This window comes from Reyranella sp. GW821-FHT14A01, assembly GCF_058803965.1.
This window is the reverse complement of the sequence record NZ_JBXAPM010000009.1, coordinates 313,518-328,062: the sequence shown is the minus strand read 5'-3', so window position 1 is coordinate 328,062 and position 14,545 is coordinate 313,518. Positions and strand designations below refer to the sequence as shown.

Genomic DNA, 14,545 nt, shown 5'->3' with positions numbered 1-14,545 from the left:
CGGATGGCCATCCGGGCCCACACGCTTCTTGCGAAGCGCTCAAAACCTACCGGATTTTGCTAAGACGAGGATGACAGACTATGCTTTCCAGCCCAGCCACTCGCAGACGCCGCGGCCCATCACGCCTTCCAGGTCGCTGCCCTTCAACCAGGGCATCTCTTCCGTGAACATGGTCACGCCCTGGCGGTAGCTGCCGGGCAGTCGCGACAGGTCGGTGCCCCAGAAGGTGCGCTTCGGGCCGAAGGCGTCGAACACGCGGCGGATGTGCGGATGGACCGACTTGAAGGGATAGGTCTTGTCGTCGGCATAGCAGGGCATGGCCGAGACCTTGGCCGCCACGTTGGGCCGCTTGGCGAGCGCCAGCACGTTGCCCAGGGTCGCGAAGTTGGTGGCCTCGGTGACGCCCTTGCCGCTCTTCAGGCCGAGATGGTCGAGCACCAGCCGCAGGCCGGGATAGCGCTCCGCCACCTTGTCGGCGAGGTGCATGTATTCGTGGTGGAACAGCACCATCGCCGGGATGTCGTGCTTCTCCAGCTCGCCCCAGACCCAGTCGAAGCGGCCGTCGAGCAGCGGCTGGCGCAGCACCTCGGTGTGGAAGGTGAAGCGCACGCCCAGCATGCCGGGCTGCTTCTTCCAGTCGGCGAGCTGGCCGGTCGCGCCCGGCGCCTCGGGATCGAAGCGGCCCATGGTCGCGAAGCGGTTGGGATGTGCCTTTGCCGCCTCGTTGGCGAGGTCGTTGCGGTCGCCTTCCCACGACGGCGGCACGATGATTACGCCGTCGACGCCGGCTCTGTCCATCTCGCCTAAAAGCTCGTCCTTGCCGAGCGGCTCACGGTGCGGCTCGGCGCGCGCCGGCCAGGGACGCTCCGGCGTGTTCGGGCCCCAGATATGGACCTGTGCGTCGACGATCTTCATTGGCCTGTCTCCCCCTTACTTCATGAGTTTGCGCGCGAGCGCATGGAACACCCACATGCCGAAGCCCCACAGGGCATAGACGATCGGCACGACCACGACGTTCGGCAGGCGCCAGCCGTTGCCCATCGGCGCGCCCTTGAGGGGCGGCACGACGAACCAGTTAACTGCCAGAACCAGCGTGATCGCGAGCAGGATCCAGCCCAGCACCCCCTTGAGGATGCCGGGCAGGCGCGGAACGACGAAGGCGCCGACGATGCCCCACAGGCCACCCCAGAAGGCCTGCGAGACGATCGTGGGCACGCCCCACGGCGGCACCGGCCGCATGTTGTAGGGATTGGAGCGACTGAAGCCCAATTCGGTGGCGAAGTAGAAGCCAAGCTGATGGAACACCAGCACGCTCAGCGCGCCGGCGACGAAGCCCGCGACCGCCATGCGCCAGACATTGCCGTTCACGTTACTTCCCCCGAGGCAGCCGATCGCGCCACGGATGCGCCTGTTCGAGCTGCGCGGCCAGTGACAAGAGGGTGGCCTCGTCACCGTACCGGGCGACGAAATGCATGCCGATGGGCAGGCCGTCTTCCGTCCATTCCAGCGGGACCGACATGGCCGGCACGCCGGCGGCATTGCAGACGGCGGTGAAGGCCACCATCGGCGCCAGCCCCTCCTCGTACGTCTCGAGGCTGCCATCCATTCGCACCGTGCCGAGTGGCAGTGACGTGCGGGCGATGGTCGGCGAGAGGAGGATGTCGAACCTCTCGAAGAAGGCGCCGAGTTGGCGTCCCGTGCGATGGAAGGTCTGCACCGCACGGATATAGTCGTGGGCGCTCACCTTCCCGCCCTGCTCCGCATAGAGCCGCGTCACCGGCTCGAGATCGTCCGGCCCGGGCACGCGGCCGTTGGCGCGCACCTGGATGTTGGTGAAGGTGTTGGCGCACATCACCGTGCCGAAGGCCGCGCCGGTCGCCGCGGGATCGTAAGCCGGCGTCGCCTCCTCGACGTGATGGCCGAGCGCCTCCAGGCGCTTCGCCGTGCGCTCGACGGCCGCGACCAGCGCCGGATCCATCGAGTCCCAACCAACCGGCTTGCACAAGAAGGCGACACGGAGTCTCCCCGGTGCGCGCCTGGTCGCGTCGAGGAACGAACCCTCGGCGTCCGGTGCGCGATACGGATCACCCGGCTCGCCGCCGGCCAGCGCGTCGAGCAGCGCCGCGCTGTCGCGCACCGAGATCGAGACGCAGAGCTGCGCGCCCGCCCCGGCCAGCGTCTCGCCGATCGGCGCCAGGCTGATGCGACCGCGCGAGGGTTTCAGGCCGAACAGGCCACATAGCGAGGCCGGGATGCGGATGGAGCCGCCGCCGTCCGTCGCATGCCCCATCGGCAGCGCCCGCGCCGCCACGACGGCCGCGGAGCCGCCGGACGAGCCACCCGGCGACAGGTCGGCGCGCCATGGATTGACCGTCGCGCCGCCGAAGGCCGGCTCGGTCGTCGGTGCGAGGCCGAACTCGCTGGTGTTGCTGCGGCCCACGATCACCAGCCCGGCGCGTCGCATCCGCGCCACGGCGGCGCTGTCTTGAGCGGCCACCGGCTCCTTCGCGAAGAAGCGCGAACCGACCGTGGTCGGCGTGCCGGCACAGTCGGCCATGAGCTGCTTCACGACGAAGGGAATGCCGTGGAACGGCCCGTCACCCGCTTCCGCAACGGACTTCTCCAGCAGCTCACCTTCGTAGAAATCGGTGAGGGCGTTCAACGTCCCGTTGACCGCTTGCAGACGCTTCAGGCTGGCATCGAGCACTTCGCGTGCGCCGATCTTGCGGCCGCGGATCAGTTCGGCGACGGCCAGCCCGTCATGCGTCTCGAACAGATCTTCCAATGCGTCAGTTCCGCCAGCGCTCGAGGTTCGCGGCGACGAAAGCGTCGTCGTGCAGCTCGGGATAGGTCGCATAGAGCCGGTCGATGCCCTCGCTCTGGCCGGGGCTGAGCTTTTCGTGCGGATCGAGGCATTCGATCGACTTGAGCAGCCCCTGCCGTCGCAGGATCTCATGGCAGCCCGGGATGCAGCCGGCGAAATCGTGGTCGACGTCGAACACGACGCTGTTGCAGTCGGTCACGAACGAATCCAGCGCCAGCACCTCGGGCGGGATCGCGCCGTTCGAGACCGAGAGCTTGAGCCGCTCCAGCATCTTCGCCGCACCGCGCGTCCACACGCTCCAGTGACCCAGGAGTCCGCCCTGGAAGCGCAGGGTCACTTCGCGATTGCCGGTGCGCACGACCATCGGCGTCACGAGATCGGCGACGATGTGATCGTCGTTGCCGGTGTAGAGCGTGATTCGATCCTCCGCCTGCGCGGCAGCGATGCCGAAGCAGACGTCGAGCGTGCGGTAGCGGTTGAACGGCGCCACCTTGATCGCCACGACGTTGTCGATGGCGGCGAAGCGCGTCCAGAATTCGCGCGACAGCTTGATGCCGCCGACTGCCGTCTGCAGGTAGAAGCCGATCAGCGGCATCTCCTTCGCCACGGCCGCGCAATGCTCGATCAGCTCGTCCTCGCTGGCGCCCTTCAGCGCCGCCAGCGACAGCAGCACCGCGTGGTAGCCCAGCGACCGGGCGGTGCGCGCTTCCTCGACCGCCTGCGCCGTCTTGCCGACCGCGCCTGCGATCATGACCAGCGGCCGGTCGGTCCAGTCGCGCGCCGTCTCGATGGCGAGTTCGAGAACCGGGCGGTAGAGCCCGACCTCGCGGATGGCGAACTGGGTGGAGTGCACGCCCACCGCCAGGCCGCCCGAACCGGCGTCGAGGTAGTAGCGAGCCAGCGCACGCTGCGACTGCTTGTCGAAGTTCCGCTCGGTATCGAGCGCCAGCGGATGCGCGGGGATGACGGTGCCCTGCCGCAGCAGGGACAGGACCGGCGCCGGAAGATCGCGCCAGTGAAGGGCCTTATCGATGCTCATGCCAATATCCTAACCCAGTTCCGGGCCCGCGAGGGCAAAGACATGCGAGGGATCGTCCAGCCGTTTCGCAACGCCCAGGGTCATTCGCATGTAGCCGCGCGGCGAGATCGCCCCCTGCTCCTCGAGCCAAGCGCGGACGGCCTGATGCGCCTCCGGAACGTCGATGATGAACGGCCCCGGCGCCGCCGCGGCGGCACGGGAGATCAGGGCCAGGGCGATCGCCTCGCGGTCCGCGACCACCGGCCCGAGCGACGTCGCCATCCGCCCCTCGCGGCCCAGCACGAAGCCCACGATCTTGCCGCCCGTGTCCTCCGCCAGCCAGGCCCGGCCGGGTTGGCGCAGGGCGAGGTGCATCAGGATCGACGGCCGCTCCATGCCGGTCAGCGGCCGGTCGTAGATGGCCAGCCGCGGCAGGTCGGCCGGCGTGATCGGCCGGACCGTGACGCCGCTCGGCGGCGCGACCACGGCGCCCTTCACGCCGTCGAAGTGCCAGCGCGCGATCGGATAGAGGTCGTGAAACCCGAGCGGCAGGTAGATCGGCCGTCCCTGCTCCGTCGCGTCGAGGCCGGCAACAGCGTCGGCGGCCTGCACCTCATCGATGCACTTCTTCAGGAGACCGGTGCCGACACCGCCACGCCGGCGATCCTTGGTCACCAGAACCATGCTGATCCAGGCGAGATTCTGGCCGAGCGGCAGGATCAGCGAGCTGGCCTGCCATCGTCCGTCCGGTGCCGTGCAGCCGAAGCCGCGCCCGGCGCCCAGCATGAAACGCCAGTCGGCGACGTTCTGGTTCCAGCCCGCCTCGATCGACAGCGGCCACACCGCATCGCTCTGCTCGGGATCGATCGGCCTGACATTCAACACGTCAGTATTTGCCATCGCGCACCTCGTAGTGCGTGGGCTTGTTCAAGGTGGCCATGTCGCGCTCCAGCCAGTCGGTCGTCCATTCGATCATCTTCGAGAGTGGCACGCTGGGCGGTCCAAATTCCTTTTCCATCCTGCTTGCGTTGTTCAGCCAGCCGGTCGGCGCTTCCTTGCCGGTGAGTATCGGCGTCTTGCCCAGCAGCTGGCCGAATTCGGCGGCCAGTTTCCGGATCTCGATCGTCTCCAGCCCCGTGACGTTGATCGGCGTCGTGGGCGTGGTCGCGCGCGCAAGACAACGCAGCGCGACCGAGTTGGCATCGCCCTGCCAGATCACGTTCACATGGCCCATCGACAGATCGATCGGCTCGCCGTCGCGCACCTTGCGGCCGACGTCGTGCAGCACGCCGTAGCGCATGTCGATCGAGTAATTGAGACGGAACAGCCGGCCCGGCGTGCCATGGCGCGCCGAGAAATACTCGAACATGCGCTCGCGCCCGGCGCAGGAGTTCGCGTAGTCGCCGGAGGGCGGCACCGGCGGCACGTCCTCGGTCGCGCCGCCGCTATCGACCGGCACGAACGGATAGACGCATCCCGTCGAGAAGGCGACGATGCGGGATTCCTTGAACACCTCGGCGACCATGGCCGGAACCTGCACGTTCATCGCCCAGGTGAGCGGCACGTCTCCGGTCGCGCCGAACTTGCGGCCCGCCATGAACACCACGTTGGCGGCCTTGGGCAGCGCCTCCAGCGCGGCGCGGTCCAGCAGGTCGGCCGCGATCGGCTCGACGCCGACCTTCTCCAGCTCGGCTTTCACGCCAGGCTCGCTGAAGCGCGCCACGCCCATGACGCGCTTGGTCGGCGCCGCGCGCTTGGCCATGCGTGCCAGGGTCGGCCCCATCTTGCCGCCGACACCCAGCACCAGGATGTCGCCCGGCGTCGCCGCCAGGTCGGCCACCAGCTCCGCCGACGGGGCGGTCATGAAATCCTCGACGGCTTCGACGCTTTCGAAACGGCTCGGAAGGTTGGTGCTCATTTCTTGCCTCCAGGATGGGCCGGCGTCAGGCGCTCGGGCGGTGCGGCGGGCATCGCCCGCAGGGCAGCGAAGTCGAGATCGACGCCGACGGCGAAGCCCGGGCAACCCAGCGACCCCAATGCCAACGCACCGTCGCGGACCTTGAGCCGCGCCGGCTTGCCGGGCTGCCGCTCGTAGAGATCGGGATGGGCAGCCACGAAAGCGTTCTGCTCGGCGTCGGAAGCCGACGACATGCCGTCGATGAAATGGTGCGCGTTGCGCTCGACATGGGTGAGGCCCAGCAACGAGACCAAGGCCAGGTCCTGCTGAACGCTGACGCCGGGCTGCGTCGTGAGATCCTCGGCCGACATGAAGTATTCTGGTCCGAGCTTGGCAACGCGCGCTGCATTCAGGATCGACTTGTAGAAGCCCTTGCAGTTCTTGGTCGAAACGCCGGCATAGCCGAGCTTCAGCGCTTCCGGGAAGGTCGACAGCTCGCCGTCGGATTCGTCGATGATGACGGGGCGATATTTGGCCAGTGCCGTCACCGGCCGGCTGAGCGCCGCCTGCCGCTTGATCGGCTGCTCGATGAACAGCGTGGCCTGGACCATCTTTGCGAGCGCCGGCGTCTCCTCGACCTTGCGCCACAGTTCGACGATGCCATCGACATCGTCATACTGCTCGTTGCCGTCAAACGTGACCTTGTAGTCGCCGGCCGCGGCGTCGAGCACCGAGGCGATGCGCGTCAGCCGGTCGAGGTCGGCCTTGATGTCGCCGCCCACCTTCAGCTTGTAGTAACGGCCGCGATAGTAGGAGACGACCTCTTCCAGCGTCTCCGGCAATCCATCGTTCACGCGCTCCGACGCCGGCCGCTCAGCCGTCGTCAGCGGATCGACCAGACCCACCGTGTGGCGGAGATCGATCGAAGGCCGCGGCTTAAGGCCTGCGAGGAAGCCCGCCAGATGCCCCGCCTCGATGTCGGGTGTCAGGTCGGTCGCCGCGATGCCCGGCACGTTGGCCGCGATCATCTGGGCAAAGGATTGTCCCGTCGCCTTGCCCATCGCATCGATGATCGCGCGGTCGAGCAGCGCCGGTCCGTAAGACGCGACAAGCGGATTGAGCCCGAGCTCGGCACCGCGCGCGATCTGCTGGCGGTAGCAGCCGGAATACAGGCCGAACGGCGTGTCGAAGCCGCACGCCATATAATGATCGATGGCGAGCTGCAGCGCCTGCCGGAGCTGGTCGAGGTTCTGCGCATCGGAAAAGTCCGGGCTCTTCTCGAACCACTTGGCGCCCAGCGCTTCGGCCGCGACACCCTCGCTGGTGCGGCCGTCTTCCAGGGCAATGCGCACGCGGATGATCGCCTGGATGCCCTGGGTCACCGTGATGACGCCGAAGCGGAACGGCAGGCGCAGGCGATGGTCGCGTTCGAAGCGGTCGACCGCTTCCACTTTCACTTTCATGTATTTTGCTCCAGCAGGCCCTGCACGTAACCGATCATGCGCGCAGCACAAGTCGGGCCATCGGGCTCGTAGACGAAGGGTTCCATGGCGACCCAGCCCTCGTAGCCGGTGTCGCGCAACGCCTGGACCACGGGGGCGAACCTGTCGGCGCCCTCGCCCGGTCCGCGCTTGTTGCGGTCGTTGAACTGGATGTGCGCCATCAGTCCCGTGGGCATCCAGCGGCGGATCGCGTCGGCGACCGGCTCCTTCTCTTCCAGGCTGGAGGCCAGCGTGTCGACCATCAGCCGGAACGCCGGGCTGCCGATCCGCTTCACGACCGCTTCGGCCTCGCTAAGCGTGTTGACGAAGTTGCAATCCGGTCGCGCCAGCGGCTCCAGGCAATAGATCACGCCCGCCTTCTCCGATGCGGCAGCGGCTGCGGCCCAGGCTTCCTCGACACGCTTCGCATCGTCCGGCTCGGCAACGCGGCGCTGGCCGGGCGAGCCGTGGACGAGATAGGCGCCGCCCAGCTCGGCGCAGAGATCGACCGAGGCCAGCATCACGTCGAGGCTGCGCTGCCAGACGGCGCGGTCGGCCGCGGCGATCGAGAGACCCGCCGGCGCGGCCAGCAGCCAATGAAGGCCGCTCACCTCGATGCCCGCGTCGGCGGAGGTCCGGCGGACGGCGGCGCGCTTGGCGGCTGGCATGCGCCATGCATCGTCGCCCAGGGTGAAGGGCGCGACCTCCAGGCCCTTGTAGCCGAGCGCCGCCGCCAATGTGCATTGGCGCTCGAAGGGAAGCTCACGGATGACTTCGTTACACAGGGAAAGCTTCACGCACGAACCTCGCCTTGACGGGCAAATGCGCGTTCGCCAGTCTCATCGCATGGGGCCTCATGATATCAGCGGGACGAAAGCGATGAACAGAATCATCGCATCGTGCGCATGACGAAATTCAGCGCACTCGGCCGGCAATACTGGCCAACCTTGGTCCTCTTCGCTTTCCTTCTGGCGAGCTGGCAGGCCGCCGTCACCTTCGGTGGCATCCGCGAATATCTCCTGCCGGCACCTCTCTCGGTCTGGAACGCGCTATGGCACGGCGAGATCGCCTGGAGCCAGCATCTCTGGACGACCACCATCGAGATCATCGGCGCCTTCCTCCTGGCAGCGATCGTCGGGGTGGCGCTGGGCGTGGCCATTGCCTGGTCGACCCTGATCGCCAACGCGCTGGTGCCGTTCCTGGTGTTCGTGAACACCCTCCCGAAGGTGGCGGTGGCGCCGCTGTTCCTGATCTGGATGGGCTACGGCATCTTCCCCAACATGCTGATGGGGGCGCTGATCGGCTTCTTCCCGGTGGTCATCAACACCGCCGTCGGCCTCTCCCAGGTCGAGCCGGACATGCTCGACCTCGGCCGCGTCTTCAACGCGCCGAAATGGAAGATCTTCGTCAAGATCCGGATTCCCAATGCGCTGCCCTACATCCTGAGCGCGCTGAAGATCACCGCCACGGCCGCAGTGGTCGGCGCCATCGTCGGCGAGTTCGTCGCCTCGCAGCGCGGCCTGGGCTACGTCATCGTCGCCACCCAGAGCAGCATGAACACCTCCGTGGCGTTCGCAGCGCTCGTCTGGATCTCCGTCGTGGGCCTCGTGCTCTACGGCGCCGTCGTGTTGCTGGCGCATCTCTGGGCCCCGTGGGCCGAGGGCGTCGATTGAATTCGGGGATGGGGAAAAGGGAGACCGTGATGACTCGTACATTGTCGCTTGCACTGGCCGCGTTGCTGGCCACCTCCGGCGTCGCGTCGGCGCAGGAGAAGTTCACCTTCGCGCTCAACTGGTTCCCGGTCGGCGACCACGCCGCCTACTGGGTCGCGCTCGACAAGGGCTACTACAAGGCCAAGGGCATCGACGTGACCCTGGAGAATTCCAAGGGCTCGGGCGACGTGATCGCCAAGGTCGATACCGGCCGCGCCGATGCCGGCCTCGCCGACACCGCGGTCGTCATCGCCTCGGTCGCCCGTGGCACCACGGTGAAGACCGTCGGCATGGTGTTCGACCTGACGCCGCTGAACATCTTCAGCCTCAAGAGCAAGCCGCTCGCCAAGCCCAAGGACCTCGAAGGCGCCAGCCTCGGCGCCCCTCCGGGCGACGGCCAGCGCCAGGTCTTCCCGGCCTTCGCCAAGCTGACCGGCATCGACGCCAACAAGGTGACCTGGGTGAACGTGGAGCCGTCCGCCAAGATCGCCGCCGTGGCCGAGAAGCGCATGGACGGCGTCGGCGACTACACGACCGGCCTGCCGCTCTATGAGAAGGCCGCCGGCAAGGGCAACGTCGTCATGATGAAGTGGTCCGACTTCGGCTTCGACCTCTACTCCATGTCGATCATCGCCAGCGCCAAGACGATGAAGGACCGGCCCAAAGTCCTGAAGGATTTCCTCGAAGCCTCCTACATGGGCTGGCGCGACGTCATGAACGACCCGAAGGGCGCGATGGAGATCTTCAAGAAGCGCGTGCCCGAGATCGACCAGGAGGCGCTGAGCGAAAACATGCTGATCGGCCTCGAACTCACCAAGACCGATCGCTACGCCAAGAACGGCATCGGCTGGATCGAGGACAAGAAGATGTGCGACTCGGTCGACCTCGTGAACACCTACATGGGCCTGCCCAAGAAGGTCGACTGCAAGGACGTCTACACGATGGACTTCTTCACCAAGGTGGAGCGTCCGAAGTTCTGATCGACCAGGCGTAATCGCGTGAGCAAAGGACTGATCGACCTCGACAAGGTCGGCATGACGTATCAGGCGGCGAGCGGCCCGGTGGAGGCGCTCGCCGGCATTTCCGCGTCGATCGGCGCCGGCGAGTTCGTCTCGCTGGTGGGACCGAGCGGCTGCGGGAAGTCGACCCTCCTGCGCATCGTGGCCGGGCTGCGGCCGGCCACGCTCGGCACCATCACGGTCGCCGGACGAAAAGTGACCCAGCCCATCCCCGACATCGGCATGGTGTTCCAGGCACCCATCCTGCTGAAGTGGCGTTCCATCCTGGAGAACGTGCTGCTGCCGGCCGAACTCGCTGGGAAGGACCCGGCGAAGCTGCGGCCGCGCGCCGAGCAGCTTCTCGAAATGGCCGGCCTCGGCGGCTTCGGCCCCAAGCTGCCGCGTGAACTTTCCGGCGGCATGCAGCAGCGGGCCGCGCTGTGCCGCGCCCTGCTGCTCGACCCGCCCCTCCTGCTGATGGACGAGCCGTTCGGCGCGCTCGATGCCATGACCCGGGACGACATGGCGCTCGAACTGCTGCGCATCTGGGGCGAGAAGGACCTCGCCCGCGAGGCCCGCAAGACCGTCCTGTTCGTGACCCATTCGATCCCCGAGGCGGTGTTCCTCTCCGACCGCGTGATCGTCATGTCGGCCCGTCCGGGCCGCATAGCGGCAGACCTCCAGATCGACCTGCCGCGCCCGCGCACCGTGGAACTGCGGGCCACGGAGGCGTTCGGCAAGCTGAACCTGGAGATTTTCCGCGCCCTGACCGGCAAGGACAGCATGGGCACGGCCCTTTAGGGCGTTGGCGCGGCCTGCCCTGCCTGATAAGACGCGGGCGAAATAGCAGGAGCAGACATGGCCAACGCCGCCACCCCCCTCAAGAGCGCCGCCAAGGGCATCAGCGCAGACGCCAGGCCCTTCGACTGGGAGGATCCGTTCTTCCTCGACGACCAGCTCACCGAGGACGAGATCGCGATCCGCGACGTCGCGCGCGACTATTGCCAGGACAAGCTGATGCCGCGCGTCCTGATGGCCAACCGCCACGAGAAATTCGATCGCGAGATCATGAACGAGTTCGGCGCGCTCGGCCTGCTGGGCTCGACGCTGCCCGAGAAGTACGGCTGTGCCGGCGCCAACTACACGACCTACGGCCTGGTCGCCCGCGAAGTGGAGCGCGTCGATTCCGGCTACCGTTCGGCGATGAGCGTGCAGTCCTCGCTGGTCATGCATCCGATCTACGCCTACGGCAGCGAAGAGCAGCGCATGAAGTACCTGCCCAAGCTCGCCACCGGCGAATGGGTCGGCTGCTTCGGCCTCACCGAGCCGGATCACGGCTCCGATCCGGGCGGCATGAAGACCCGCGCCGTGACCGTGCCCGGCGGCTACAAGCTCTCCGGTTCCAAGATGTGGATCACCAACTCGCCGATCGCCGACGTGCTGGTGATCTGGGCCAAGCTCGACGGCGGCGCGATCCGCGGCTTCATCCTGGAGCGCGGCTGGAAGGGCATCGAGACGCCGAAGATCGAGGGCAAGTTCAGCCTGCGCGCCTCGGTGACGGGCGCAATCATGCTCGAGGACGTGTTCGTGCCAGTCGAGAACATGATGCCCAACGTCGCCGGTCTCGGCGGTCCGTTCGGCTGCCTGAACAACGCCCGCTACGGCATCGCCTGGGGCGCCATGGGCGCCGCCGAATTCTGCTGGAAGCAGGCGCGCAACTACACGATGGAGCGCAAGCAGTTCGGCCGGCCGCTCGCCGCCAACCAGCTCATCCAGAAGAAGCTCGCCGACATGCAGACCGAGATTGCGCTCGGCCTCCAGGCCTGCGTGCGGGTCGGCCGCCTCAAGGACAAGGGCCATGCCCAGCCGGAGATGATCTCCCTGATCAAGCGCAACAATTGCGGCAAGGCGCTCGACATCGCCCGTGTCGCCCGCGACATGCACGGCGGCAACGGCGTCTCGGACGAGTATCACGTGATCCGTCACGCGATGAACCTCGAGGCCGTGAACACCTACGAGGGCACGCACGACGTCCATGCGCTGATCCTCGGCCGTGCCATCACCGGCATGCAGGCGTTCAGCGCCGGAGCCTAGCCGGCCGTGCCCCTGCCTCCCCCCGGCGACATCGCGATCGTCGTCGCCGGGGCGCTGGCGGCAGGCTTCGTCAACGGACTGAGCGGCACCGGCTATGCGCTGGTGGCGCTGGGCTTCTGGCTGCAGGCCATGTCGCCCCTCACGGCCGCGCCCCTCACCGCCCTCTGCGGCGTCGCCGGCCATATCCAGTCCCTTCCCCGAATCTGGAGCGGCGTGCGCTGGACGCGCCTGTGGCCGATGCTGACGGCCGGCATCGTCGGCGTGCCGATGGGTACGTTGCTGCTCGACCATGTGAAGCCGAGCCCGCTCAAGATGGGCGTCGGAATCCTGCTGATCGTCTACAGCGCCTGGATGGCCTTCGTGCGCCGCCCGCCCATCGTGACCGGCGGCGGCCGTCCGGCCGACGCGGTCGTCGGCCTGATCGGTGGCGTGCTGGGCGGCATGGCGAGCCTCAGCGGCCCGGCGCCGGCGATCTGGGCGCAGCTGCGCGGCTACGGCAAGGACGAGCAGCGCGGCGTCAACCAGCCCTTCAACATGAGCGTGCTGTTCCTCGCCCTCGTCTCGGCCGGCATCGCGGGCTTCCTCGACATGACGTTCCTGATCTGGGCCGCGATCACCGTGCCGACGACACTGATCGGCGCGAAGATCGGACTGGCCCTCTACGGCCGCATCAACGACGCCCAGTTCCGCCGCATCCTGCTCAGCCTGCTCTGCCTGTCGGGGCTGACGCTGATCGCGACCTCCCTGAAATAGAGCCGGCCTAGTCTAATGACGAGACCGGGCGAGCCGATCTCGTGGCCGTCGAGCGTGGCGCTCAACGCACGCAGTACCGCGGCCTGGTCGAGCGCTCGGTAGGTCTCCATTCTGGCGGTCGGAGGCCGCCCCGGCGTGGTAGAAGTGGCTGTTGATCAGCGCTTCGACAATGGCCCTCGGGCGCGGGCCCTGCGCCTACGCCAGATGGCGGTCCTGCAGCTCGCCCCAGCGGGATGGTCTCCGCGATGCCTGCCAGCGCGTGCTCGGGGTGCGGCCCGTGAGGCCCGTCGCCGGGTCGTGCACCAGGCTGCGGACCGCGCGCGAACCCGGTGTCGAGCTGGCGCGTGAACATCTCGTCGACCTGGAGGCCCAGCGGATTGTGTTCCCGAGGTCGTTGAGCGGCCACGGTTCAGCGGCGGCCGGCGCTGCCGAAGGCAGCTCTTCCATCTCGATGCTGCGATGTCGTCTCCGTTCAGCGGCCCATCGGGGCCTGGTGGGCGTTCTTGTCGTCACCCCATCGATCGGCCGGGCGTCCTGGCACGGGGAGCATTGCCTGGCTCGCCGGCCACAGCCTCTTCTGCTGCAGTTGCTCGTCCAACGTCAGATATTTGCGAAGGCGGGTTTCTCGACGCCGGTCATCGTGTCGTAGGCCTTGAGGATCGTCTCCTCCGGCGTCCGCGTGACACCGCTGTCGTGGTAGATCGCCTTCAGCCACAGCGCCATCTTGGTATGGGAGCCATTCGGAATGAAACGCTCCATCATCGTCTTGCGCAGCATCTCCTCACCCTTGGCGACATAGACGGCGTCGGGTTGGCCACCGTCGGCGAGATGACGGCAAGCCCACTGCCCGTACATCAGTTCCGCTCGCACGATGGCCGGTGCCGACGAAGCTTTGGTGGTGAGTCCAGCCTCATGACAGAGCTTCAGGCCGAGTTCATGACGTCGCGCCGCCAGGTTAAGTGGCAGCGCGGATTCGAGTCCCTCCCGCATCAACAGCTTCTTCCCATTGGGTTCGAAGCGGCCGAACTTGTCCCATCGTCTCCAGTCGGCCTCGCTCGCGCGGCCGAACTCGGCCACCGCCGGATCGCCGTCAATCAGCCATTTGCACAGGCCCAGCGTCTCCCACCACTCGTAAACGCGGAAGCATTCGCTGGTGTCTCTACCTTCGGCGGAATGAGACTGTCCTTCCATCCAGGCCGCCATCGCTTGCACTGTCGCTAGTACCCGAGCACGCAGGCCCAGCAGATGAGCCTGAATCAGATCGGCCAGTCCAAACGCCACGTAGTCAGAGCGATTAGACGAACCAATCTTGGTTGGGTCGAAAATCATCACCTGTGGCAAACGATGGTTGAGGTAGAATTGATGACGTTTCTCGAAATCGAGTGTTCTCGACATCACGGCCTCCCCTCTGGATGGGCGACAGTGCGCTCATCGCTCATGATTCGTTCAACCACACCGTTGCGCGCGCTGCCAGTACCGACCGTGACGATGGTCAGGTTTCTGTCTTTCACGTTCTCCAGCGCCTTGTTGCCCACCTCGGGCGACAGGCGCCCACCTTCCATGGCTGCTTCGATACGGCCTATGGCATGCATTCGGGCTTGCTTGAGCGAGTTTTCGCTCTGATGTGCCCGCCCACCCGGACCGATCGACGTATCCGAGCCTCGCCATTTGGAATCCCAGAAGGTGACCTCACCGTTGCGGTCGACAGAGATCACATCCGCCCCCCGCTCGCCAGCCTTGCGACCAAAATCGATGATCGTGTGGTCCG

General features: G+C 66.9%; 15 protein-coding genes. 5 read left to right on the top strand and 10 right to left on the bottom strand.

Going from position 1 to position 14,545, the window contains the following annotated elements; translation table 11 throughout:
• Positions 1-78: 78 nt before the first annotated feature.
• The 8 genes from AC1ROX_RS18185 to AC1ROX_RS18150 are packed head-to-tail and all read right to left on the bottom strand — an operon-like array spanning position 79 to position 8,017.
• Complete coding sequence (locus AC1ROX_RS18185) at positions 79-915, bottom strand: amidohydrolase family protein (protein WP_493127651.1); 837 nt, start codon at positions 913-915, stop codon at positions 79-81.
• Between the two features lie 15 nt (positions 916-930).
• Positions 931-1,368, bottom strand: coding sequence for a hypothetical protein (locus AC1ROX_RS18180; RefSeq protein ID WP_493127649.1), 438 nt, complete (start codon positions 1,366-1,368; stop codon positions 931-933).
• Position 1,369: 1 nt separating this feature from the next.
• Positions 1,370-2,785, bottom strand: coding sequence for an amidase (locus AC1ROX_RS18175; RefSeq protein ID WP_493127647.1), 1,416 nt, complete (start codon positions 2,783-2,785; stop codon positions 1,370-1,372).
• Between the two features lie 4 nt (positions 2,786-2,789).
• The gene (locus AC1ROX_RS18170) at positions 2,790-3,863 is read right to left on the bottom strand and encodes a dihydrodipicolinate synthase family protein (protein WP_493127645.1); all 1,074 of its coding nucleotides are present in this window, start codon (positions 3,861-3,863) and stop codon (positions 2,790-2,792) included.
• 9 nt (positions 3,864-3,872) lie between these two features.
• The gene (locus AC1ROX_RS18165) at positions 3,873-4,742 is read right to left on the bottom strand and encodes a hypothetical protein (protein WP_493127643.1); all 870 of its coding nucleotides are present in this window, start codon (positions 4,740-4,742) and stop codon (positions 3,873-3,875) included.
• Entirely contained in the window at positions 4,729-5,760 is a 1,032-nt protein-coding gene (locus AC1ROX_RS18160; RefSeq protein ID WP_493127641.1) for an NAD-dependent epimerase/dehydratase family protein, read from the bottom strand. The genes AC1ROX_RS18165 and AC1ROX_RS18160 overlap by 14 nt, the downstream gene beginning before the upstream one ends.
• A complete protein-coding gene (locus AC1ROX_RS18155; protein WP_493127639.1) occupies positions 5,757-7,202 on the bottom strand; it encodes an enolase-like domain-containing protein in 1,446 nt (481 codons plus the stop codon). The genes AC1ROX_RS18160 and AC1ROX_RS18155 overlap by 4 nt, the downstream gene beginning before the upstream one ends.
• On the bottom strand, positions 7,199-8,017 hold the full coding sequence (locus AC1ROX_RS18150; RefSeq protein ID WP_493127637.1) for a sugar phosphate isomerase/epimerase family protein: 819 nt from the start codon (positions 8,015-8,017) through the stop codon (positions 7,199-7,201). Before AC1ROX_RS18150 ends, AC1ROX_RS18155 begins: the two co-directional genes overlap by 4 nt.
• Before the next feature lie 108 nt (positions 8,018-8,125).
• On the opposite strand from AC1ROX_RS18150, the gene AC1ROX_RS18145 reads away from it, so the two are divergent.
• From AC1ROX_RS18145 to AC1ROX_RS18125, 5 genes are read left to right on the top strand one after another with little or no spacing between them, the layout of a single operon-like run.
• A complete protein-coding gene (locus AC1ROX_RS18145) occupies positions 8,126-8,893 on the top strand; it encodes an ABC transporter permease (protein WP_493127635.1) in 768 nt (255 codons plus the stop codon).
• A gap of 29 nt (positions 8,894-8,922) precedes the next feature.
• The gene (locus AC1ROX_RS18140) at positions 8,923-9,912 is read left to right on the top strand and encodes an ABC transporter substrate-binding protein (protein ID WP_493127633.1); all 990 of its coding nucleotides are present in this window, start codon (positions 8,923-8,925) and stop codon (positions 9,910-9,912) included.
• An 18-nt stretch (positions 9,913-9,930) separates the two neighbouring features.
• On the top strand, positions 9,931-10,731 hold the full coding sequence (locus AC1ROX_RS18135) for an ABC transporter ATP-binding protein (RefSeq protein WP_493127631.1): 801 nt from the start codon (positions 9,931-9,933) through the stop codon (positions 10,729-10,731).
• A gap of 57 nt (positions 10,732-10,788) precedes the next feature.
• Entirely contained in the window at positions 10,789-12,024 is a 1,236-nt protein-coding gene (locus tag AC1ROX_RS18130) for an acyl-CoA dehydrogenase (protein WP_493127629.1), read from the top strand.
• Between the two features lie 6 nt (positions 12,025-12,030).
• Positions 12,031-12,777 carry a sulfite exporter TauE/SafE family protein gene (locus AC1ROX_RS18125; protein ID WP_493127627.1) on the top strand — a complete coding sequence of 249 codons (747 nt, stop codon included), beginning with the start codon at positions 12,031-12,033 and terminating at the stop codon, positions 12,775-12,777.
• A 600-nt stretch (positions 12,778-13,377) separates the two neighbouring features.
• On the opposite strand, the gene AC1ROX_RS18120 is transcribed toward AC1ROX_RS18125, so the two are convergent.
• Both AC1ROX_RS18120 and AC1ROX_RS18115 read right to left on the bottom strand, forming a co-directional pair.
• Positions 13,378-14,172 (bottom strand): hypothetical protein, encoded by a 795-nt coding sequence (locus AC1ROX_RS18120; protein ID WP_493127625.1) that lies wholly within the window; start codon positions 14,170-14,172, stop codon positions 13,378-13,380.
• On the bottom strand, positions 14,172-14,492 hold the full coding sequence (locus tag AC1ROX_RS18115; protein WP_493127624.1) for a hypothetical protein: 321 nt from the start codon (positions 14,490-14,492) through the stop codon (positions 14,172-14,174). Before AC1ROX_RS18115 ends, AC1ROX_RS18120 begins: the two co-directional genes overlap by 1 nt.
• Between the last annotated feature and the right edge of the window lie 53 nt (positions 14,493-14,545).